We start from the raw sequence: 24169 nt of genomic DNA, 5'->3' as shown, positions 1-24169 counted from the left end.
TACTGACATTCCCCCTTTTATCCAGCATAATCTGAAACACAAAAGATAGAGGATTGAGAATCTGTCCTTTCAACAATATATCCCTACACACACAGATCAAACACAGGAAGCTCTTGTTCTTAATCCAGAACAAACCTTATCACCTTTCATAGACAGATTACTTGACCTATAACCTGGAGGTAGGCCCCACAAACAAAAATGTGGGGCCTTATTTTTTAATTATCCTCTATAATCAACTGAGCACTATAGGCTTCGTCACCATTTCCTACCAGTATGTAGTAATGTCCGGGACTCAGGCCTTCCGTTGGTATCTCAAAGGATTGACGACCCTCAGGAAGAGGAACAGTCAGTTTATATACTTCCTGATGTGCAGAGTTACGTAGGAGAATCTCTGTACTCTTCACATTCTTCATTTCAAATTCAACTCGTAGATCTTCCCCACGAACCACAGGCACCGGGAATACCAGTACATATCCGGGTTCTTCATTTCCAAAGAATACTTCCCGTATCTGTGAATAGTAGGTAAAATAGCCATTATAGCTGGTCTGCTTGATGCGATAGAAACTTCTACCTTCAATCGGAGTCTCATCCCAGTCTTCATAGGATTGGGTGCTAAAGCTATCTCCTCCGGAAGGCTGTTCCAAAATAGGCGTAAAGGCCAATCTATCGATAGATCTTTCAACCGTATATTTCTCATTTCCGACCTCTCTCAAACTGGACCAAATCAGTTGTATCTGGTAGAGGTTGAAATCAGGTCTGGCTTCGAAGTTTTCCCAGGCAAAAGTGGTGGTGTCCACCTGAAATTCCTGTCGTACCTCACAGCCTTTAGCATCTACTAGATTGAGGAAATAGGTTCCCTGAGCAAGCATGCTCGCCAAAGAATCTGTATCTCCACTGGACCAGAAGAAGTCAAAAGGAGCTGTGCCATTCCGTAGGCTATCTACTTTGATTGAGCCATTAGACTCCCCGGGAGTTGCCAGAATGATAGAGGCAAATATCTCTATGGAGTCCGGTTGATTCATTTGAATGCCTAAAGTTGTATCACATCCAAACTGATCCTGTACTTTCACGATGTACATTTCTGGCCCCAGGTCTGTAGCTATTTGGGTGTTTTGCCCATTGCTCCAGTTGAAGCTAAATCCGGTACTCGGGACATCCAGATCCACCCTGGCACTTCCATCATTTGTATCGCTACAGGTAACGGAATCAACTATGCTTATACTTGCTGTCCAGGGTACTTCTTCTGTAATAGTTACAGAGTCCGTGATCGTACATCCCAAAGAATCAGTTACGGTAAGCAGGTATTGACCAGGAACCACATTCTGAAGAATTGACGTTGTTTGTCCATTATCCCATTGATAGGTATAAGGCGCAATTCCTCCAGCTATCGTAGCCTGGGCTTCCCCATTATTCGCAAGTCCGCAATTGGCGGATTGGGTTTGAGCGATCTGTAAACTTAGCGGAGCAGGATCGGTGAGGATCAGGGTATCTGCCAGTGTACATCCATTAGCATCCGTAATCACCACACTAAAGGTATCGGCTGCCAAATTTATAGCCAGAGAATCTGTTTGCCCATCGCTCCAGAGATAGGTATAAGGGGCTGTTCCTCCGGATGGAGTTACAGATAATTGTCCGTCAGCTCCTAATGCGCAGGTAATGGGATTGACAACTGCCATCACAGCACTCAATGCTGTAGGCTCACCCACATCCACGCTATCCATGAGTACACAATTCCTGTCATCCGTGAGGGTAACATAATGTCTCCCTGCGGGAAGGCTATCTGCTATGGCAGAGGTATCTCCATTTGACCAGAGGTAGCTATAAGGAGGTGATCCCCCAGCTGGAAGAATTTCAGCCTGTCCATCAGCAGATCCGAAGCATAAAGCATCCGACAAAAGATTCATCGTTGAGGTCAATTCTGGAGGACTGACTATTACAACACTATCAGCCTGAGAACAACCCCGGGCATCAATAACTGTCAATTTATAGGTTCCGGCTCCCAATCCACTTCTATCCTGGGTTGTAGAACCATCAAACCAATCAAAGATATAATTTGGGGTTCCTCCCTGAACATTTACTGTAAGGGAAGCTGTTTTCGCTTGAAAGCAGTCAATACTATCTAAAACAACAATCTCTATCTGCAAACTTTGAGGAGCGACAAACATCGTATCCGATGTGCTGGTGCAACCCAAAGAATCTGTAACTGTTACAGAATAAAAGCCTTCTCCCAATCCGGTGATTATATCGCCGGTCCATCCAGTACTCCAGAGGTAACTGTAAGGAGCTGTTCCTCCATCTGCAACTATCTGCAAGCTACCATCCGTTTGTCCCTGGCAGCTTATCGGTGCGACCTCCATGAGCGTCGACCTTAATACTGTGGGTTCTGAAATATTCAGGCTGTCTACATAGCTACAGTTTAAAGAATCCGTAATAGTAACGGTATAGGTACCGGCTATCAGGTTTATAGCTGTTTGCGTACTTTGTCCATTGCTCCAGAGGTAAGTATAAGGAGCGGTTCCTCCCATAGGCGTAGCTGTGATACTACCACCATTACCTCCATTACAATTGATAATCTGACTGACACCTAAAGTTGCCGTCAAGGCAGTAGGCTCAGTAATGACAACTGTCGCACTATCTACACAAGAGCGATCATCCGTAACAACTACTGTATAAGTTCCCACCGCCAGGTTCATGGCAGTCATAGTCGTTTGACCATTACTCCATACATAGGTATAAGGAGCCGTTCCTCCACTCACTACTGCTGTAGCTTCCCCATCAGCACCACCAAAGCAGCTCACATTCTGAGTATTGTTGAAATTTATGGTTAAAGGTGCAGGTTCACTGATATTCACCAGTGCTACCCCTGTACATCCATTTGCATCTGTAACCAGTAAGCCATAGGAACCTGCGGGTACATTGATCAAATCAGAAGTGGTAACTCCATTTGACCACAAATAGGTATAGGGCGCTGCTCCTCCAGTTACCAGAGAACCGACAGCTCCATCGCTTGCTCCATTACAGGAGATGGTCTGTGTGATCGTAGTACTTACTATTATGCTATCTGGTTGTTGAAGATCAAAGGTTACGGTATCAACACAAGACTTTACATCTGTAATAATCACCGAATACTGTCCTGCGGGCAGGTTATTGATGATCGCATTGGGAGATCCTGTATTCCAGAGATAGTCATAGGGAGGATTACCTCCACCAGCACTTGCCTGTAGAACTCCGCTATTATTTCCATAACACAAAATGGAGTTCAACTCTGCAATATTACCTACAAGAGGGGCAGGTTCATCCAGATATAAACTATCTCTGATCGTACAACCATTCTGATCGGTAGCTGTTACATAATGCCAACCACTCCCAAGATTTATAGCCGTTTGATTGATTTGGCCATCATCCCAGGCATAGGTATAAAATGGTGTCCCACCAGAAACAAACGCACTAATGGCTCCATCCGTTTCGCCAAAACAACTGATCTCAAGGGCTTCCACCATATTTAGTTGAAGGATCGGCGGTTGGGTGATGAGTACACTGCTGGTGTCTGTACATCCATTCACATCTGTTACCGTTACTGTATAAGTTCCAGGACTAAGAGCAGTAGCTGTTGCTGTACTCTGTCCATTGGACCAAACATAGGTATAAGGAGCCGTGCCTCCACTTTGGGCTACACTGGCGCTTCCATCTGCTGCACCAAAACAACTTATCTGATTTACTACGCTTGCCGTTGCGATAAGACTATCGGGCTGCACAAGCTCCAAAGAATCTGTAATCGTACAGCCATTCGCATCCGTTACAGTCAATATATATTTCCCGGCAGCTAGTCCCAGGAGGTCTGACATCGTAGATCCATTGTCCCAGGCATAGGTATAAGGAGCGGTTCCTCCACCTACTGTTGAGCTAATGGCTCCTGTAGTCAATCCAAAACAATCAATGGATTGGGTTTCTGCCAAACTTAGTGTCAAGGCTGGCGGTTCGCTCAGGTCAACGGTATCGATATCCACACAGCCCCGATCATCATTTACCGTTACGATATAGCTGCCTGGTCCCAAATTGGGATTCAATGCCGTTGTAGGTCCATTGTTCCACAAATAGGTATAAGGGCCTGTCCCTCCTACAACAGCCGCCTGTACAGCTCCATCATTGGCTCCAAAGCAGGAGATGATCGTAGCAACAGAAGCCGTAGCAATCAGGGTGTCAGGCTGTGTAAGGGTCAAAGAATCTTTAACTACACAACCATTGGCATCAGTTAAGGTCAAAACGTATTTCCCTATGCCCAAACCTCCATTGATCGAAGTTGTTTGGCCATTATCCCAGGAATAGGTATAGGGTAAGGTTCCACCGCTGGCATTTGCCACGATTTCACCATCCATTTCCCCAAAGCAACTGATTTCCTCACTTAGGGTTAGACCTACTAATAATTGCGGAGGTTCGACCAGGCTAACACTGTCTATTTCAGTACATCCATTCGCATCGGTAATCGTAGCGATATAAGTGCCGGGTCCCAGATTTGTAATTGCGGCTGTGGTCGCTCCTGTATTCCAGGAATAGGAATAAGGTGCTGTTCCTCCTGTAGCGCCCGCCAATGCACTTCCATCATTTGCACCAAAGCAGCTAATCTGATTGCTGATACTAACTTGAGGAATCAATTGGGTAGGTTCTCCCAAAATGACGGAATCTTTCTTCACACATCCATTGGCATCCGTTACCGTCAACACATGCTTTCCTACACTCAGATTTGAGGCAACAGCCGTAGTTTGGCCATTGTCCCAGGAGTAGGTATAGGCTAAGGTTCCACCTGAAACACTAGCCGTTATTTCTCCATCATTTCCTCCGAAACAGGAAATGTTATTCGTTATACTCAGACTCACAATCAGCTCTGTTGGCTGAGTAAGCGTAAGAGAATCTTTCTTTATACATCCATTGGCATCAGTAACTGTGAGAACATGCTTGCCCACACTCAGATTGGTGGCAATGGCCGTAGTCTGTCCATTATCCCAGGCATAGGTAAAAGGAGCTGTTCCTCCTCCTACGATTGCTGTAATTTCTCCTGTAGCGGCTCCAAAACAATCAATTGCCTGACTCTCTGTTAAGGTAGTTGTCAAGGCTGCGGGTTCAGTAAGCACTACACTATCTACAGCGGTACATCCATTTGCATCTGTAATATTGATGACATAGGTCGCAGGTCCAAGATTCGTACTTGAGGCAGTAGCTGCCCCACCTGTCCAACTATAGATATAAGGCGCTGTGCCCCCACTTACTACGGATGTTACAGCTCCATCATTGGCTCCAAAACAACTGATGATGCTTTGGATGGATGCAGTTACTGTTAAGGTATCCGGCTGGGTAATGGTTAGTGAATCTTTAACAATGCAATTGTTTGCATCGGTCAGGGTGAGTACATATTTCCCGGTATCGAGGGGCGAAATCACAGAGGTATTTGCTCCATTGTCCCAATTATAGGTATAAGGCAGAGTTCCTCCACCTGCGGTTGCTGTAATTTCAGCATCTGCATCTCCGAAACAGTCAATGCTATTGGTTTCACTTAGACTGAGTGTCAATAAAGTCGGCTCAGTCAACGTAAGGCTATCTTTCTTTATACATCCATTGGCATCGGTAACTGTGAGAACATGCTTGCCCGCACTCAGGTTCGAAGCAATTGCTGTAGTCTGTCCATTATCCCAGGCATAGGTAAAAGGAGCTGTTCCTCCTCCTACGACTGCTGTAATTTCTCCTGTAGCGGCTCCAAAACAATCAATTGCCTGACTCTCTGTTAAGGTAGTTGTCAAGGCTGCGGGTTCAGTAAGCACTACACTATCTATAGCGGTACATCCATTTGCATCTGTAATATTGATGACATAGGTCGCAGGTCCAAGATTCGTACTTGAGGCAGTAGCTGCCCCTCCTGTCCAACTATAGATATAAGGCGCTGTGCCCCCACTTACTACGGATGTTACAGCTCCATCATTGGCTCCAAAACAACTGATGATGCTTTGGATGGATGCAGTTACTGTTAAGGTATCCGGCTGGGTAATGGTTAGTGAATCTTTAACAATGCAATTGTTTGCATCGGTCAGGGTGAGTACATATTTCCCGGTATCGAGGGGCGAAATCACAGAGGTATTTGCTCCATTGTCCCAACTATAGGTATAAGGCAGAGTTCCTCCACCTGCGGTTGCTGTAATTTCAGCATCTGCATCTCCGAAACAGTCAATGCTATTGGTTTCGCTTAGACTGAGTGTCAATAAAGTCGGCTCAACTAAGGTGATGCTATCTTTTGCCGTACAACCATTGGCATCGGTGATGTCAATGATATAGGTACCAGGACCTAAATTATTGGTGGTGGCTGCAGTTGAGCCAGAACTCCAAACATAGGTAAAAGGAGCTGTCCCTCCTGTAAGCACAACTTGTCCGGCACCATCATTAGCTCCGAAACAACTAATTTGATTTGTAATAGAGGCGGTAGCGATCAGGCTATCCGGCTGAGTCAAAGTCAGGGAATCTTTTGCAACACATCCATTAGCATCCGTAAGCGTCAAGACATATTTTCCGGTATCCAGACCATTGATGATAGCCGTTGTTCCGCCATTGGACCAGGCATAAGTATACGGTCCGGTTCCTCCACTTATTGTAGAAGTTATTTCTCCATCAGCCAATCCAAAACAAGAAATTGATTGGGTCTCAGAAAGGCTGATATTTAATTCTGTGGGTTGGGTAATTGTCAGGCTATCTTTGATCGTACAAAGATTGGCATCTGTAACCGTAAGCACGTATTTGCCTGCTGCCAGGCCATTCACTGCAGCAGTTGATTGGCCACTGCTCCAGGAATAGGAATAAGGTGCTACTCCTCCTCCTGCTGTTCCAAGTAAGCCACCTGTTACATCACCAAAACACTGGATAAATTGCGTTTGTGTAATTCCCAGGGTTAAGGCTGGTGGCTCAGAAAGTGTCGCCTGAGCTGTATCCTTACATCCTGCATCATTCGTAACGATTACTTCATAAGTTGCAGGTCCCAGCCCACTAATGGTAGCTGTAGTCTGGCCAGAATCCCATGCATAGGTAAAAGGAGCTCCTCCCCCACTTACATTGGCGATCAGAGATCCATCTGCAACACCATTACAATCAATTTCCTGCAGGGTATCAATATCTACTATCGGGAAAGGTCCGGTTTCGACATCAAAAACCAACAATCCGTAACAGCCTTGTCCATCATTTGCCAACACTCCATATTCTCCGGGAGCCAGGCCTGAAACATCTTCTGTATTTATTCCATTAGACCAATTATAGGTATAGGTTCCAGAACCACCTGTAGTGGTAATATCAATGGCTCCATCATCGGTATCGCAACTGGCATCCGTTACTACACCTGTCACGGTCAGGCCCGTACCAATCGTAATGTCAATATTGGGAGCTGAAGTCCAAAGGACTGCATTCCGCATAAAATTCTGAAAGTCGGCATCACTGCTAAAATCAGCGGGAGAGTGCCCCAGGGTCGTATAAAATGCACGCCCGCCTGTTGCCAGGTCAGAAACATGTGCCGCCATTCTGGAAACATCATAAGTCTGGCTTCCTGTAGAATCGACCGTCAGTACTTCCAGAAAGGCTGTATTCTGGTATCCATTTTCCCAATAGTAAAACTCATCTGTTTTCGTCCAGGGATTTGGTATCCCTATAAAATAAGCCTGAGCTATGGGTTCCTGGGTCAGTACATCTGTCTTGGCAGGACTGGTAGCCTTGGGAGTTTCCTGTGCACTGACTCCATTGACGGTTTCAGCAAACCAGTCCCAAACTCCTACCCCGCTACTTAGTGCAGAGGTGTGCCGATAGGTTTCGGCAGCTGCATGGATTCCCATATAGCTTCCTCCTCCATTGATATAAGCTTCGAAATTGGCTCGTTGGGCAGGAGTCAAAATAGCATCTCCCGATGTATTTGAGAAAATGACTACTGCATAGGTTTCGAGATTTGCCAGCGTATTGAATTCTACTCCTGTACTGTCTTCTACAACAATGAAGTTGTACGTTGATCCGATACTTTGGAAAAGTGCGAGAGATTGGACCTTCGTATTGTGATTTACTCCAGAAGTTTCAGTATAGTGCAAAACTTTAAATGCGCCTACACACTGAGCTCCGGCATTCAGGTAGGTCCCGATGAGGGCAAGATTGAGTAGTAAGGCAAGGTGAATATACTTGCGCAAATTGTAATGCATATTAGGTGGCCTTCAGGCTTTTTTCTGATGGCGCTTCTTATGGGTTCTTAAAAACAAAGACTCTTGTCTAAAATAGATTGAAGGAAAGATAATTTACCGTAGTAATCCTATTAACATACCTCAAATCTTCTTTCTACAAAGTTAAGGCTTATTTCAGTGGGAGCCTGTTAGAATTCACCCATAATTTAACCGTTTATGCATAAGAATTAACAACTAAGGAATTGAGGCCTCTTTCTAGCCTTCTATCTGAAATGAGAAAGAATATCTCTCCGTAGCATTATTTACCAGAATATAGTAGAGTCCCGGACTGAATCCTGAAGTTGGCAAAGCAAGGATTTGCCTCTCAGCAGGATTCTCTATTCTTTGTTGATGAACCTCCTGGTTCAGCGTATTGATAATGAAGAGAGTAGTTTCAGAATCGTCCTTCATTTCAAGCTCTACATTCAAGTCCTCCCCTTGATTCATCGGAACGGGATAAGCGACCAAAAACCCAGGGCTAAAGTCCCAGAAAAGAACCTCTCTGGTTTGGGAGAAGTAGCTAAAGCGACCATTGAAAAAGCTTTGCTTGATCCGGTAGTAGCTCTTATTGGGCAGGGGTGTAAGATCAAAGGCTTCATAAGACCTCAATCCAATAAAATCTCCAGCCGATGGTATCTCCATATGTTGTTCAAAAAGGATATTGTCCAGAGATCTTTCTATGGTAAATTCTTTGTTATTGATTTCCCTTCTTGCTGACCAGATAAGTTGAACTCGATTTCGGGCGAAATCAGGGATGGCCTCAAAATTTTCCCATTCAAAGGCAGTGGTATCTATGCTGTAGCTGCGATAGGATTCACAGCCTTTATTATCTATAATCTGAACATCATATTGACCTGCAGCCAAATTGCTGATCTGATTTGTGGTAGCTCCTGTAGACCATTGGAAACTGAAAGGAGAATTCCCATTAGCGATAGAGTCAATACTAATAGCACCATTACTTTGGCCAGGCTCTGTAAATACTATGCTTACGAAAATATCCAAAGAATCCGGTTGAGGAAGTTCAATACTCAAGGTCCTTTCGCAGGAAAAGCTATCTAGCACTACTACATGCTGAATTCCTGCGGGAAGAGATATAGCCGTATCATTCATTTCCCCATTATCCCAAAGAAAAGTGAAACCTGTACTGGATACATCCAAACTCACACTAGCTTCTCCATCCGTCCCACCATAGCAACTGATAGAATCCAATAAGAATATTTCCGCAGTCCAACTAAGGTTCTCTCCGATCTGTATTGAGTCCTGAATCGCGCACCCTAATGAATCCTGAACCAGAACCGTATAGGTCCCAGAACCCACGCCTGATAAGGAATCCAAACTCGATCCATTGCTCCAGCTAAACTGATATGGAGCGAGTCCCCCACTGACCTCAGCCAGGGCGCTTCCATCGCTTGCTGTTTCACAACTGGCATCCTGAATCAGAACCAGATTCAAGGCCATTACCTCAGGCTGATTAAGAAGAATACTATCTCTCAACCTACATCCCCGGGCATCTACTATTTCCAATAGGTGCTGCTGCGCCGATAGGTTAGTCGCCACGGAATCCCCGATTTGTCCGTTCCAGCTATACTGATAGGGAAGTGTTCCTCCACTTACATTTGCCAGAATAGCCCCATCAGCAGCTCCATTACAACTAATCGGATCAAGATTGCTGAAGGTGTTTGTCAAAACTAGCGGTTCCGGTACAAGCAGGCTATCGATAAAAATACAGTTATTGGCATCTCTGATTTCTACAGACTGAAAAGAGGCAGCCAGACTTTCTGCACGAAATCCCGTCTCTCCATTGGACCAGAGGAAGGTATAGTTGCCTGTACCTCCACTCACTATAGCTTCTACAATTGCATCCTGCATACCTTCACATGACACACTATCAATGAGGTTCAATTGTGCTGTCAATGAAGCCGGTTCATTTACAATAATCGTATCTCTTTGTAAACAACTATTGGCATCTTGTATTTCGACGGTATAGGTCCCCGCTCCGACTCCTATGCGGTTTTGATCCGTATTTCCGTCTTGCCATAAAAAATTAAAGGCAGGAGAGCCGCCACTGATACTCAGATCAATATTGGCATCCATGGCTCCATTGCAGGAAATTGCCTGACTTAGGTTAAGTGTACTACTGATTACTGTGGGAGCCTGTAAAAGCGTATCCAGGTTTTCTGTACAGCCTTTGCTATCTGTTACGACAAGGCTATACAGTCCGGCTGACAAATTACTGATTAGGCTGTCTGTAGATCCATTGTTCCACAAAATGCTGTAGGGAGCTGTCCCACCTGAGGGCCTAATGAGTAAGGATGCATCCGATACCCCCGGGCAAGATAGAGGCTGTTGTAAAATCAGCTGAGACTGGAGGGCCGGGGGATTGACTAAATTTTGATTCAGGTTGATACTACAACCCAAACTATCCGAGATTAACACACTTGCAATCCCGGCGGTAAAGCCACTGGCCGTTTGGTTGTTACTGCCATTGCTCCATTGGTAGGTCAGGGTTCCTACTCCTCCACTAGCTGTTAGAGAAAGGATGGCATCATTCCCACCAAAACAAGAAATTTCCTGATCTACATTTATGCTGGCTTGTATAGCCGGATTTTCATCCAGCAAAAACTGCAGGCTATCGGTACATCCATTGGTATCAAAAACCCGGACTGTTTGAAGACCTGCTGCCAAATTACTGACCGAAGGGGTATTCGCTCCATTCCCCCACAAATAAGAATAAGCAGGATTCCCTCCATTTACAATCAAAGTTGCACTCCCATCCATACCTCCTGCACAACTCACATTTTGCAATCCCGTAATGCTTAAATCCAGACTATCTGGTTGGCTTAGTATAAAGCTTGCAGAATCCCGACAGCCATTCGCATCATCTACGGTCACCGAATAGGTATCGGGTCCGAGATTGGTTAAAAAGGAAGTTATAGCTCCATTGGACCAATTGTAAGTATATGGCCCGCTACCTCCGTTAACTGAAGCATTAAGCACGGCATCTTCATCTCCGGCGCAAAGAATAGATTGTGTTAGCTGAAGATCAATCCGAATCGAATCTGGCTGATTGAGGCTATAGGTCAAAGTATCTAAACACAAGTTTGCATCCTGTACGATGACCGAATACAGACCCGCTCCCAAATTGCTATTCAAAGGAGTAGATACATTATTGCTCCATTGATAGGTATAGGGAGCTTGTGAACCGGAAGCAGTTGCCAGAAGTTCCCCATCCAGGGCGCCATTGCAACTGATAGAAGAAGTTTCACTTAGTATGACATTCAGCGCGGAAGGTTGAGCCAGGAAGATGCTATCAGTAAACGTACATCCCGCTGCATCTTGAATTTGTAGGAGCTGCCAACCTACTCCCAGGCCGCTAGCGACTGCTGTATTCTGCCCATTTGACCAGTTATAGCTATAGGGTAAAGTTCCTCCAGTGGGAAGCGCCTCCACGATTCCATCGGACAATCCATTGCAGGAGATTTGATTTTGTATTTGGAAATTGATGGTTAAAGCTGTCGGTTGACTCAAAAGAATCGAATCCGATTTTGTACAAGCATTAGCATCCGTAACTATTAAGACCAGCATTCCTGCTCCTGCCGGATTGTTTAGCACTCCATTTTGCCCATTGCTCCATGCATAGGTATAGGGAGCTGTACCTCCACTTAGTACTGCATTCACAATTCCATCATCGGCCCCGAAACAGCTGATGGCGGATTGCAGATTCAGTTGAAGATCTAAAGAATCCGGTTCTTGTAGACTGATATTGGCAGAGGCCTGACAAGCATCTTTATCTGTCACGGTGACCGTATAGGAAGCTGGAGGAAGGTTTACAAGGCTACTATCAGTGGCGCCATTTGACCACAGGAAAGAATAAGGTTCAGCTCCAATTCCATTTTGGATTTCTACACTCAGTCCTCCTGTACTTTCTCCAAAGCAATCAATTCCCGCTGTTTGGAGAAGGTTCAGCGACCAGGGGATATTATTGTTGACCGTTACATCAACCGAATCCTGACATCCATTGGCATCCGTCACGATAACCGAATAAATTCCTGCCATGAGTCCGCTCGCAAGAGAATCAGTTTGACCGGAGGACCATAAGAAGCTATAAGGTCTGCTCCCCCCACTGACACTAACTTTGGCCTCTCCATTAGCCACCCCATTACAACTGGCAGCTTGAAGGAGCTGGGGAGTCAATTGCAGGGCTGCGGGTTCCGGCATGAGTAGGGAATCTGTCCAAAGACAATTATTACTATCTCTGATCTCAAGGATTTGCATACCTGAACTCAGATTATTTGCGATACTATCAGTCGCCGCAGAAGACCAATTGTAGGTATAAGCGGGATTTCCTCCACTAACAGTCACGGACATCTGCCCATCCATTTCCCCAAAGCAGCTAACTTCCTGAACCAAATTAAGGTTTGCAATTATGGCTGAAGGTTCGAGTAGGAGAATTGAATCCTGAACCTGGCATCCATTGGCGTCCTGTACAAGAATAGCTTGCCATCCGAAAGCCAAACCGCTAGCAATAGGAGTGCTTTGTCCATCAGCCCAGGTGTAGGTATAAGGAGAGTTTCCTCCACTGGGAGTTGCGAGGAGTGCACCATCTGATAAGCCATTACAGGAAATTGCTGTTTGAAGTTGGAAATTGATGGAAATGCTTGCGGGTTCATTGACCTGTATAGAGTCTGTTCGAACACAGCCTTTCGCATCGGTAACTGTCAACAGCATCATACCAGCTCCTACTCCATTGTTTGAAGCCCCGCTTTGCCCATTGCTCCAACTATAACTATAAGGAGCCGTTCCTCCGCTGGGGGTAGCAAGTAGAACCCCATCAGTGGCTCCAAAACATGAGATAGGGGTCTGCAGGGATAATTGTATTACCAGCGAATCTGGTGCCTGTAGCTGAAAACTACTGCTTTGCTGGCAAGCATCTTTATCTGTAACCGTAACACTATATGATCCATCCGGAAGGCCTGTCAAACTACTATCTGTAGCCGCATTCGACCATAAAAAACTAAAGGGTTCAAAGCCATTTCCATTTTGCACCTCCACACTCAATCCTCCCGTGCTATCTCCAAAACAATTGATCTGTGCTGTCTGTAATATATTCAGAGACCAGGGGATATTGTTATTGACAGTCACATCTACGGAATCCTGACATCCACTTGCATCTGTAACAATGAGCTGATAAATCCCGGCTATAAGTCCAGTAGCTACAGAATCCGTTTGGCCGGAAGACCAGAGGTAGGAATACGGCATTGTTCCACCGCTTACACTTACTTTGGCTTCCCCATTGGCCGCACCATTACAACTGGCTGCCTGAAGGATCTGAGGGCTTAATTGCAAAGCTGCTGGTTCAGGCATCAGGAGAGAATCTGTCCACAGACAATTATTACTATCTCTGATTTCCAGAATTTGCATACCCGCACTCAGATTATTTGCAATGCTATCCGTAGCACCTGAAGACCAGCTATACGTATAGGGAGGATTTCCTCCGCTGATGCTAACGGACATTTGGCCATCCATTCCTCCGAAACAGCTAAGTTCCTGGACAAGATTCAGACTTGCATTGATGGCAGTGGGTTCGCTGAGATTAATAGATTTTTGAAGCAGGCAACTATTAGCATCTGTCAGGGATAAGGTATAGTTCCCGGCAGGGATCGCATTTAAATCTGCTGTAGTTTGACCAGAATTCCAGCTATAGCTATAGGGTAAGGCCCCTCCACCAGCTATACTCAGAATTTGACCATCAGATCCGCCATTACAGGAAACTTCCTGGGCAATCTGAAATTGTAAGCTTAGGGAATCCGCCTGATCCAGTCTGATGCTATCTATCGCACTACATCCATTTGCATCCAAAACTTCCAGTCTATAAAGACCCGTATCCAGATTTTTCAGACTATCAACTCCCGCAATATTATTCCAGATATAGCTATATGGAGCTGTACCGCCGATAGGAGTTGAAGTTAATATTCCATTTGCTTCACCATAACACTCGATATTCTGATCAATTAGTAGTCCCGTTTGGAGTGAGTCCGGCTGATTGAGGAGCAAAGAATCTCTTTCTGTACAGCCATCATTATCGATCACTGTCAATACCTGCCATCCTGCTGAAAGATTGCTGGCAACAGCTGTCGTTTGGCCATTGTTCCAGGAATAGCTGAAGGGAGGATTGCCTCCAGAAAGGCTAGGCGTTATTGCTCCTTCATTTCCTCCAAAACAATCGATAGACTGAGTTTCCGTCAGGGTCAATCCAAAACTGGAATAACTCAACTGGACAGAATCTTGTATGCTACAGAGGGCTGAATCTGTTACTGTGAGTATATATCTTCCCGAATCCAATCCGCTTATCAAGCTGGTATTGGCTCCGGTGTTCCAAAGGTAGGACAAGGTCCCGCTTCCTCCGCTAGCCTGTCCCAGTATCTCTCCTCCTGTCGGATTTCCGCAACTCGGATTACTTTGTATTTGCAGAGTTAACTGCAATGCAGCAGGCTCGCTCAAGATGATATCTGCAGTATCTTTACAATTTGCAACTGAAGTGATAATCAATTGATAGGTACCGGCACCAATGCCTGTAAGATCAGGATTGGTAGCGCCTGTATTCCAGATGTAAGAATAAGGAGCTCCATTGCCTAAAACGGTACTATTTATCTCGCCATCATTTGCAGCAAAACAGGAGATCTTCTGGCCAATATTGAGGTTAAGTAAGGGCTTGGAAGCAGAATTCCCCACGACAAATGTATCGCGTTCTGTACAGCCATTTCCATCATCTACCAGGACATTGTAACTACCTTGTGCCAGGTTGCTGATGTCCTGATTATTCGATCCATTGGACCACGTATAGGAATAGCTAGCTGAGCCTCCGCTTACGCTCAGATCTATGGCTCCATTGCTCAACTCACAGCTAGCATTGCTGATACTGGCAGAAAGGTTAAGTCCGGAGCCTCCACCTCCTGTATTCGGCGCAGCAGTCCAACTGACAGCATTGGTCAGGAGGGTTCTGAAATTCTGGTCAGAAGTAAAATTGCTTTGCGCATGACCTAAGGAAGTATAAAATGCTCTCCCTCCCCATTGCAATTCCTTTATATGAGTGGTCATTCGTTCTGCATCATAGCTCGCCCCTCCCGTGCGATTCACTCTCAGAACTTCAGTAAAAGAAGAATTGAGGTATCCATTTTCCCAATAATAATATTCCTCTGTTTTATTCCAGGGACTGGGCAAACCTACTAAAGTAGGATGTCCAGGAGACTGCTGGGTCATATTATTGTTGTGATTTTGGCTGGTATGGTTGGGGCTTTCCTGGACACTACAGCCTGCGACATTTTCCGCATACCAGTCCCAGGTACCTCGGGACCCTCCATTTGCCGAACTATGGCGATAGGTATCTGAGGCCGCATGTATACCCATATAGCTGCCTCCAGCCTGAATATAGGATTCGAAATTGGCTCTTTGGGTAGCGTTGAGAATATTATTGCCGGAAGTATTGGAGAAAATGACTACTGCATATTGCTGTAGATTTGCCAGAGAATTGAATTCCGCTCCACTTTGGTCATTGGTAACGGTAAATCCATTGGCACTCCCGATAGCTTGAAACATGGACAAGGATTGACTCCGGGTGTTGTGATTATAACCGGAAGTCTCCGTGTAGTGCAAGACTTTGAAATTTCCATTGCCACATTGTGCAAAGGAGTATTCAGGCAAGCAAATCCAGCAAACATAACCCAGACAAAGGATTAGCTGGTAAAGTTTTTTCATTCTTCGTGTTCATTTGCCCTCTGCCAATAAAATACCCCATATAGGCAAAGGCTCTTTACACCGTAAATGTGTAAAAGTATCCCTGTAATAGTTTCCCTAAAAAGATTGTCCCCTATGGTACAAAGATACGGCTGATCGACTTATATTTTCCTAAAAATTGCTGATTTATCTTACCGTTCATACAGGATAAATTACAGCTCGCGCATTCTCACCCTCTTTTCATTCACAGCTTTGATAATTTATGCATCGTAATTGTTCTTAATTGTAATCCAAATTTAAGCCCTAGCACCATGGCTTACACGGCCCAAACACCCATCGTGTATCTTGCCTGCGTTAATAGTTTTCGCAGCGGCAAGCGTATTCGGTATTTGGTAAAACAAAGAAAGGCTATTCAGAATATCCTCTCTTTTAGTCGCCAGAAACCGTTGTTTGAACCCGTCATCAAAGACCCGTCCGCCAATTCTTACTTTTTCGACTATCTCAACAAAAACTACGATCTCGATCGGATCAGAGTCCTGCATTTTATGGGCGAAGCCGAGAGCGAGCATCTGCGTGTTGAATCCGGAAAAGCAGAAACCAGCCTTCATGTAAATGAGCTGTCGAAATTCATTGCCTTACTGCCAAATCTCGAGTTGGTCTTCCTTCATGGATGCGCCACCCCGAAATTATTGGACATGCTGGTAAGGCGTGATGTACCGGCGATCATGGTCTGCGAGACACAGAGTAAAGACAAAAGAAGTATGGACATTGCCAGCACCTTCTATGAAGAGATTAGCAGAGGCGCATCTGTACAAAAGGCTTTACTCAGCGTTCAGGAAGTTTTCCCTCAATTCGGTTCCTTTAAATTAGACTACGAAATTGAGTCAGATGTAATTGACTGGCCCGTAGAACTGGAAATCGGAAAGATTCCCTGGGGGCTCTATTATCTGGCCGAACATGAAGGCCAGCTGTATGAACCCATTTCACACCGGGATCATGAAGGAATTTCTCTTCCCATTTCGAATTATGTAAAACAGGGAGAAGAAGATTATTCTTCCACGTATCGATTTGCTGCCATTGCTGCAGCTATTACCTTCATTCTTGCTCTGATCTATTTCGGACAAGATGAAGCGGGAGGTCTAAGCAATCTCCTTGCCTTTTAAATATCGTTTTTAAACATCCTTATTTGACTAATCCCGGCAAGCTTGAAATGCCGGGATTTCTTTTTTTCGGTCCTTTTTGGTGTAAATCTTTTTGACTAGTCGTTTGACTGATGAAGCGGAAAGCAAAAGATTCTACAGGGATCATTTAGATTTTTGCGGATTTCCATACTTCTCAATGATGGATCACCTTTAACATTCATCTTACACAAAAAGCTCTTGTATCCATGGAAATGACAACCAAAAAACCGATCGTCTATCTAGCTTGCGTAAATAGCTCTCGCAAAGGCAAAAGACTGAATTACCTTTTTAATGAAAGACAGCGTATATCAAAGATTCTCTCTTTCGGATCTAAAAAACCTTTGTTTGAAGTTGTTCACAAAGATCCTGTAGTAAACACCTACTTCTTTCCAGATTTTATTGGGAGAAAGTATTACCAGGAACGGGTAAAAGTTCTGCACTTTAGTGGTCATGCAGAAAGTGAACATCTAAGAATCGAAGCAGGAAAATCCGAATGGCATATTCATATCGATGAATTATCACGGGTAATTGATTTGCTCCCAAATCTGGAGCTGGTCTACCTAAATGGATGTGCAACTCCTCGTTTGCTGGATATGCTGGCGCGGAGAGATATCCCTGCAGTCATGATTTCGGAAACACAAAAACGAGACAGACGTTCTCACAGATTGGCCAATACCTTCTATAAAGCACTTGCAAAAGGAGCCAGTATTCAACAAGCCCTGGTACGTGTCCAAAAACGTTTTCCGCGTTTCGGTGCCTACAGATTGAAATACGATATAGAGCAGGATCATTTCAAATGGCCATTCGACATTCAGGATATCGAAAGTGGGAAGTTGCCCTGGGGATTGTATTTCCTCGAAGACCATGAAAGTAGCCTCTACAAACCTCTTTCTATGAGTAGAGAGGAGAAGAATAGGCTGAGCGTATATGAAGGTATGCTAAAAAGAAAGCAAAGAGAGCCTTCCAGATCTAATTTTTATACAGCCACAGCAGCCGCAATTGCCGTGCTAATGGGAATCGGTCTGAGTATGTACGTGGAGTCCATTCCTATGGAGGGCCTGAAAGCATTATTAGCCTTTTAAAAACATTGGGGTAAATTGTTTCTTCATACACGTCCCGGCCTGTGAAAAACAGGTCGGGAATTTTTTTAGGAAGAAATTACATAGCGAGCTAAGTATGCAGTACAAATTAGACCCACAGCATACATCACTAAAATATACCCCCCTAAAAGTTTCTTCTTTAAATTGTAGCTGTGATGGTTGGGATTTCCGTCAATCATAAAATTGTTCAATTCCATTCTTAACCCGAAAAATATAATTAAGGTGTAGTAGAATGCATATGGAATTAATCTAAGATATTGAATCAACTTTTTGTAATCATGTCTGTTTTTATTGAGACTATCCTTTAAACCCTTTAAGCTTGCAGGATTATATACTTTAGTAACCAAATACGGAAAGAGTGAAATCGTTATTAGGAAAAATATGGAAAAAAGGATAAATGTATTTGTAAAGATTAAGTCTTTATTATAGCCAAAATTATCCCATCTCTTCTTTATTGGAAGAATAATAAATTTTTCATAGAAAAAGCCTGTACTTAGTTTCCATTTTTGATAATCTAAATCTGCATATTGGTATCCTTCGACATAATTATACCTCTTTTGCATTCTCATTATATCAAAGTACATTTTTTCAATTTCCTCTTTTGAAACAATCTTCATCTCCCTTTCCGAACCTTTCTTCAAGAAGGGATAAGGAATTCTAATCGTCCCATTAATTAAAAAAAACTGAGAGTAATCAAATTTCAAGCTATCTATTGGAGTTTTAGATAAAACTATAGGAGCTCTTGCATTTTCATTATTTCGGACAAATGACAAATCCAACAGCCTGCTTAATGTCGTTTCATGAAAAATTAGTCTCTTTGGTAACAAAATATTCTGAAAACTGCACTTGCCAATATTCGCGTACGAAAAATTTACCTCACCAAAAAACTCAGCATCTCTAAAATCTGTACCATCTGATAAAAGTGTCCTTTCAAAAGAGACATCATCTTTGAATTTTACCTCTATGAAATCTGGAGCTTCCTTAAATTTTGTATTTACAAAAGAAACAGGTCCTTCGAATTCTGATCGCAAAAAATCAGAATTACCTTGGAAGTCTGTAGATCCAAAATGTGATTTGCCTTTAAATCGGACTTCATAAAATTTGGAGACATCTTCAAATCTAGTACCTGAGAACTTAACTCCTTGATCAAAAGTTGCCCCCATGAAATTAGCTTCACCATAAAATTTAGCAATAGAAAAATCTACGTCAGAGAGAAAATTTCTATTAGCAAATGACTGCTTCTTTTGAAAATGGGTTCGTCTAAAATTAGCTTTTGTAAAACAGCCTTTATGATTTTGGCCTCTTAGATTCTTTTCGTTTAGGTCGCATTTCACCAGTTCAAAATCCCCCACTGTATCAGGCTGGCTGTTTTGCGGAAAAACTTCAAAATGAAATGCTCCTATTAGTAGAAGGAGTATCAAAAATTTTACAAACTGCATTCGAGAGAATAGATAAATCTTTCTTTTGAGAAGGGGGTGTTCCTGCATTTCTATAATATTATCTCCTCAAAGTAAAAGCTAAATCAAGGATAGAATTTTCCTGGCAGAGCCTACTGATATGGCCGAGTATCCTCTTCATTCCCATGCCTGATCCGCTGATCATTGAGGGCCTTCATGGTGGATTGGATGCCTTCGAGGGTCATGGGGAACATGCGATAGGCAAAGAATTTTCGCAGTATGAAGGTCGATTCGTAATACCTCCACTCATATTCAGCCGTGGGATTGATCCAGGCCATGAATTCAAAATGATCTTTCATGCGCTGCAACCAGAGTAAGCTGGGCTCTTCGTTCCAGTGCTCTACGCTACCTCCTTTGTACATAAGTTCGATCGGAGACATCGCAGCATCTCCTACAAAGATCACTTTATAATCGCGATTGTATCTGTTGATGAGTTCCCAAACGGAAGTCTTTTCACTATGCCTGCGTGTATTGTCTTTCCAGACATATTCATACACGCTATTGTGGAAATAGTAAAATTCCAGTTGTTTAAACTCATGACGGGCGGCGGTAAATAATTGAGAACATAGCTCGACATAGTGGTCCATTGAGCCTCCCACATCCAGCAGCATCAAAACTTTCACCCGATTTTTTCTACTGGGCCTCATTTTGATGTCCAGCATACCTGCATTTTCAGAGGTACGGCGAATGGTATCTTTCAGGTCCAGTTCATTGGGGGTTCCTTCACGCGTCAGCACCCGCAATCTTTTCAGTAGCAGTTTGATGTTCCGGGTATTGAGTTCTGCTTTATCATTGAGGTTGGCATAACGCCGCTTGTCCCATACTTTGATGGCATTGCCGTGCTTGCCTTTTTTCTGTCCGATACTAAAGCCCTCAGGATTATAGCCATCCGCTCCGAAAGGAGAAGTTCCTCCTTTACCAATCCACTTATTTCCTCCCTGGTGGGCTTCATCCTGTTCAGCCATCAGATCTTTGAAGCGCTGAATAAGCGCATCCAAACCTCCCATTTTTTCAATGGCCTCCAAATCTTCCGGACTGATATGCTTTTCCAACTCCGCTTTTAGCCATTCTTCCGGCACTTCTTCCCAAAAATCATCGGCCATACCCTCTTTACCCTGAAAGTACTGACCAAAAAGAACATCAAAGGCATCCAATTGGCCTTCATGCTTGATCAAGATCGTACGTGCCAGGTAATAAAATTGCTCCAGGTCGGGCTCAACCAAATCCTGCTTAAGGGCTTCCATCAGATGCAGATACTCCTTTAGAGAAGTTCTGATCCCATATTGGCGCAATAAAAAGAAGAATTTTAGGAACATAATGATCCGAATTTCTGGATCATTAAAATTAGTGAGAAGGTGGGTGGAAAACAAAGCTGAAGGCTTTTGATGTGTTAGTGTATTAGAGGATTAGGGTGTTAGCGTTATTTTAATATCCGTATTCTTTACGAACTCAAACACGCTAACACCCTAAAACACTAAGACGATTTTCCTATCGGCTCTTCAACTTAAACTGCAAAGTATACTCACCTTCACTCAGTCCATTCGCTCCAACTACCCCTACTACTACCTGGTAGGGCCGATTGATGGCTACAAGATTCTTGACGGTACGCGTATGGTTCTGCACCTTGCCTTTCCAGGGACGATCCCATTTGTGGTCAGCTTCGCAGCGGATACAGGAAGGCAAATTGGGTACAATACGATCGCCCCCTACTCCAATTTCATAGGCATAAATGCTAAAATTGGCCTTTTTGTCTTTGGGGATGACCGTGATCTCCAATTCGGAATATTTAGGAATCACAGATTTATAGAGTACGTGATTTCCCGTGAATTTTTGTGACTGGGTAGCAGGAAAACAGGCTACGGAGCTGTTCCAGGCCCAGGAGAGGTCAGAGATTTGGACACCATCAGAAAGATTTCCGGAAACTTCTACGGTATTATTAGCCACCATTTCGACCTCATATACAGTTTGAGCATTCATCATTAATGGAATAAAGAGAATACTGAGGATGCTGATTATTTTGTTCATGATTTCGTGTGTTTTTAGGAATAAATAGGATTATTTACTTGCTACGTCTGCATAGTAGTTCAGGCGATTGACCATTGCCTTTAAGGACTTACCTGGAAAACGTTTTTGGGCAGCTTTATATTCTCCAATCATGATGATAGAACCTCCCTCACCCATTTTCAATCCTTGCTCAAACCTCTGAATGGCCTTCATTTTGGCAACGATTTTATCTTCTTCCCAGGGATCAACGATATCAGAATAGCATTCGCAGGTCCAGGGATCAATGATTCCTGTACAGGGAGGAGGTGTACAATCGTCATCATCATTGGCTAGTATAATAGGTCCTAATACAGCCTTAAATTTAGAACTGACTTTGGCATCTTTACTCAGATTTCTTTTCAGGTATTTTACCTTAGAAGAGATCTTAACCGATTTTTGTGCTTGCAAAGCAAAAGCAACACACATCAGGAGGGAGAGGATCAGAATCTTTTTCATTTCTTAATAGATTATTGGTTAAGGGGTTTCCTATAGGGAAAGACTTCCCAAATAGAATTTGAAGCGTTTGATCAAAGCTTCTAATCGTGAACCCGGGTAACGATCCATTGCCTGTTGATAAAGGTCTGAGGGCATAAGGTTAACGCCTTTTCCTGATCGTAGCGCGTCTTCAAAACGAATGAGGGCTTTTGTTCGTGCTGACTGTATCTGTTCGAGTGAAAAGGACCTGGCATCTTTTAAACACATACCAGTCTTTGGATGAAAGTACTGACAGACTGCTGCATAAAAAGCTGTTTTTCCTAGCTGCTTGAAAGCCGTGGGAACTCCTTTGTTGTTTTGCAGGATACCCATCTTGGTTTTCATTTCTTTGAGTTCGTCCTGTGGGCAGGCAAGCAGTGGCACATGCAGTAGCAGGGAACAGATTAATAGTAAAGCCGTTTTCTTCATTTCCAGAGACCTAAATCGAAGGCAAGATGAATTCTTTCCCTTTAGTATCCTGAAGGGAAAAATCGTAACCTGATTCTAAATATCTCTGAAAAATTATGTTAGCGGCCCCATTTGCGAAGTTGCTCGATCAAATCATAATCCTGTTCATTTTTGATCAGGGCTCCTTCGAAAGGCGGGAGGTTTTCTTTGAGGTTAACGGCTTCCAGGTCTTTAAGGGAAATGCGTTCGAGGATCAATAGTTTGATCCAGTCAATCAGCTCACTGGTAGAAGGTCTTTTCTTCATTCCTTTGATATCGCGGACCTCATAGAAGACCTTCATGGCGCGATTGAGTAGTTTTTGGTCCAATTGGGGATAATGAACATCTACGATTCTCTTCATAGTTGCTTCGTCCGGAAACTGGATATAGTGAAAAAAGCATCTTCTAAGGAAGGCATCGGGAAGTTCCTTTTCATTATTTGAAGTAATAATAACAATTGGACGATGCTTCGCACCAATACTCTTCTGAAGCTCGTAGCAGTAAAACTCCATTTTATCCAACTCCAGTAAAAGGTCATTGGGAAATTCTATATCGGCCTTGTCAATCTCATCGATCAACAATACTACCTGCTCCTCTGCTTCAAAGGCTTCCCATAACTTACCTTTTTTGATGTAGTTGCCAATATCTTCAACCTTGTCCGAGCCCAGTTGAGAATCTCTCAAACGGGATACAGCATCATATTCATAAAGGCCTTGTTGGGCGGTGGTAGTCGATTTGATGTGCCAGCTGATCATCCGCTTTCCCAAAGCCTGGGCAATTTCCTCTGCAAGCAGGGTTTTTCCGGTTCCGGGCTCCCCTTTGACAATCAGAGGTTTTTGAAGATGGATAGAAGCATTTACAGCAACTTGCAATTCACGGGTGGCGACGTAGGTAGAACTTCCTTCAAATTTCATAGAATAGCTTTCTTGGGAGTAAAAATAGCCATTAGCTGACGAAAGACGAAAAGGAAGAGAGGCTTCTGAAGGAATTCTGCGTTTTATCTCAAATTTTCGCAGGCTATTTCGCACATCTAACATGCATTTTTTAGCCCTGATAAACTTTTTTGCCGCCAAGAAAGAAAACACAAAAATATATAATCTTCTGAAAATCAATTATTTATGATAAATCATAATTATATCTTCTCGTGATTAAAGAAATTCTTACCGTTTATATTTCCTAAAAAATCAACAATTCTTGTCAAGATATTACCTGAGTAAGGCATAAATCAAAATTTAGCCTAGATTTGCTGTTGGGTAAAAATTTCTTACATAGACGTACTAACACTTTTTACTAGCGTTTTGGGGTGCGTTTTTCAAGAACAGGCTTTTTTCCTTATTGCCCGAAGTTCCTTTAATGGTATTGATGATGTATTTTTCCTCTGGTGATTTAAAGAATCAGTCTGATCCGAAAAATTTACCTCAACACAAACATTAGACAATTTTGCTAATGTAACCTTAGTAGCCCTAAGGTTCTTGTAACCTTGTTATCGCTAGAAAGCACAGGTG

Annotated in this window: 10 protein-coding genes; 2 read left to right on the top strand and 8 right to left on the bottom strand. The window is 43.5% G+C overall.

Features of this window, described 5'->3' with window-relative positions; translation table 11 throughout:
• Positions 1-215: 215 nt before the first annotated feature.
• Together R8P61_31725 and R8P61_31720 are read right to left on the bottom strand one after the other, a co-directional pair.
• Positions 216-8210, bottom strand: a complete 7995-nt coding sequence (locus R8P61_31725) for a ThuA domain-containing protein (GenBank protein ID MDW3651694.1) — start codon at positions 8208-8210, stop codon at positions 216-218.
• A gap of 234 nt (positions 8211-8444) precedes the next feature.
• Positions 8445-15983, bottom strand: coding sequence for a ThuA domain-containing protein (locus R8P61_31720; protein ID MDW3651693.1), 7539 nt, complete (start codon positions 15981-15983; stop codon positions 8445-8447).
• Between the two features lie 290 nt (positions 15984-16273).
• On the opposite strand from R8P61_31720, the gene R8P61_31715 reads away from it, so the two are divergent.
• A complete protein-coding gene (locus tag R8P61_31715; GenBank protein ID MDW3651692.1) occupies positions 16274-17125 on the top strand; it encodes a hypothetical protein in 852 nt (283 codons plus the stop codon).
• Between the two features lie 224 nt (positions 17126-17349).
• Positions 17350-18225 (top strand): hypothetical protein, encoded by an 876-nt coding sequence (locus tag R8P61_31710; protein MDW3651691.1) that lies wholly within the window; start codon positions 17350-17352, stop codon positions 18223-18225.
• 65 nt (positions 18226-18290) lie between these two features.
• On the opposite strand, the gene R8P61_31705 is transcribed toward R8P61_31710, so the two are convergent.
• The 6 genes from R8P61_31705 to R8P61_31680 all read right to left on the bottom strand — a co-directional run bounded on the left by R8P61_31705 (position 18291) and on the right by R8P61_31680 (position 23578).
• Complete coding sequence (locus R8P61_31705; GenBank protein MDW3651690.1) at positions 18291-19730, bottom strand: pentapeptide repeat-containing protein; 1440 nt, start codon at positions 19728-19730, stop codon at positions 18291-18293.
• A gap of 62 nt (positions 19731-19792) precedes the next feature.
• The gene (locus tag R8P61_31700; protein ID MDW3651689.1) at positions 19793-21016 is read right to left on the bottom strand and encodes a VWA domain-containing protein; all 1224 of its coding nucleotides are present in this window, start codon (positions 21014-21016) and stop codon (positions 19793-19795) included.
• A gap of 172 nt (positions 21017-21188) precedes the next feature.
• Positions 21189-21725 (bottom strand): hypothetical protein, encoded by a 537-nt coding sequence (locus tag R8P61_31695; protein ID MDW3651688.1) that lies wholly within the window; start codon positions 21723-21725, stop codon positions 21189-21191.
• A gap of 30 nt (positions 21726-21755) precedes the next feature.
• Positions 21756-22199: a hypothetical protein gene (locus tag R8P61_31690; protein MDW3651687.1), complete on the bottom strand. Its 444-nt coding sequence runs from the start codon at positions 22197-22199 to the stop codon at positions 21756-21758.
• A 30-nt stretch (positions 22200-22229) separates the two neighbouring features.
• Entirely contained in the window at positions 22230-22646 is a 417-nt protein-coding gene (locus R8P61_31685) for a hypothetical protein (GenBank protein MDW3651686.1), read from the bottom strand.
• A gap of 98 nt (positions 22647-22744) precedes the next feature.
• Entirely contained in the window at positions 22745-23578 is an 834-nt protein-coding gene (locus R8P61_31680) for a MoxR family ATPase (GenBank protein ID MDW3651685.1), read from the bottom strand.
• Between the last annotated feature and the right edge of the window lie 591 nt (positions 23579-24169).

This window comes from Bacteroidia bacterium (assembly GCA_033391075.1).
Taxonomy (GTDB): domain Bacteria; phylum Bacteroidota; class Bacteroidia; order J057; family J057; genus JAWPMV01.
The sequence above is the reverse complement of the archived record's forward strand: the minus strand, read 5'-3'. Positions and strand labels throughout refer to the sequence as shown.

Bases quoted from the DNA above. Each gene is read 5' to 3' on its own strand.
- R8P61_31725 (MDW3651694.1), bottom strand. From the start codon at position 8,210: ATGCATTACAATTTGCGCAAGTATATTCACCTTGCCTTACTACTCAAT.
- R8P61_31720 (MDW3651693.1), bottom strand. From the start codon at position 15,983: ATGAAAAAACTTTACCAGCTAATCCTTTGTCTGGGTTATGTTTGCTGG.
- R8P61_31715 (MDW3651692.1), top strand. From the start codon at position 16,274: ATGGCTTACACGGCCCAAACACCCATCGTGTATCTTGCCTGCGTTAAT.
- R8P61_31710 (MDW3651691.1), top strand. From the start codon at position 17,350: ATGGAAATGACAACCAAAAAACCGATCGTCTATCTAGCTTGCGTAAAT.
- R8P61_31705 (MDW3651690.1), bottom strand. From the start codon at position 19,730: ATGCAGGAACACCCCCTTCTCAAAAGAAAGATTTATCTATTCTCTCGA.
- R8P61_31700 (MDW3651689.1), bottom strand. From the start codon at position 21,016: ATGTTCCTAAAATTCTTCTTTTTATTGCGCCAATATGGGATCAGAACT.
- R8P61_31695 (MDW3651688.1), bottom strand. From the start codon at position 21,725: ATGAACAAAATAATCAGCATCCTCAGTATTCTCTTTATTCCATTAATG.
- R8P61_31690 (MDW3651687.1), bottom strand. From the start codon at position 22,199: ATGAAAAAGATTCTGATCCTCTCCCTCCTGATGTGTGTTGCTTTTGCT.
- R8P61_31685 (MDW3651686.1), bottom strand. From the start codon at position 22,646: ATGAAGAAAACGGCTTTACTATTAATCTGTTCCCTGCTACTGCATGTG.
- R8P61_31680 (MDW3651685.1), bottom strand. From the start codon at position 23,578: ATGAAATTTGAAGGAAGTTCTACCTACGTCGCCACCCGTGAATTGCAA.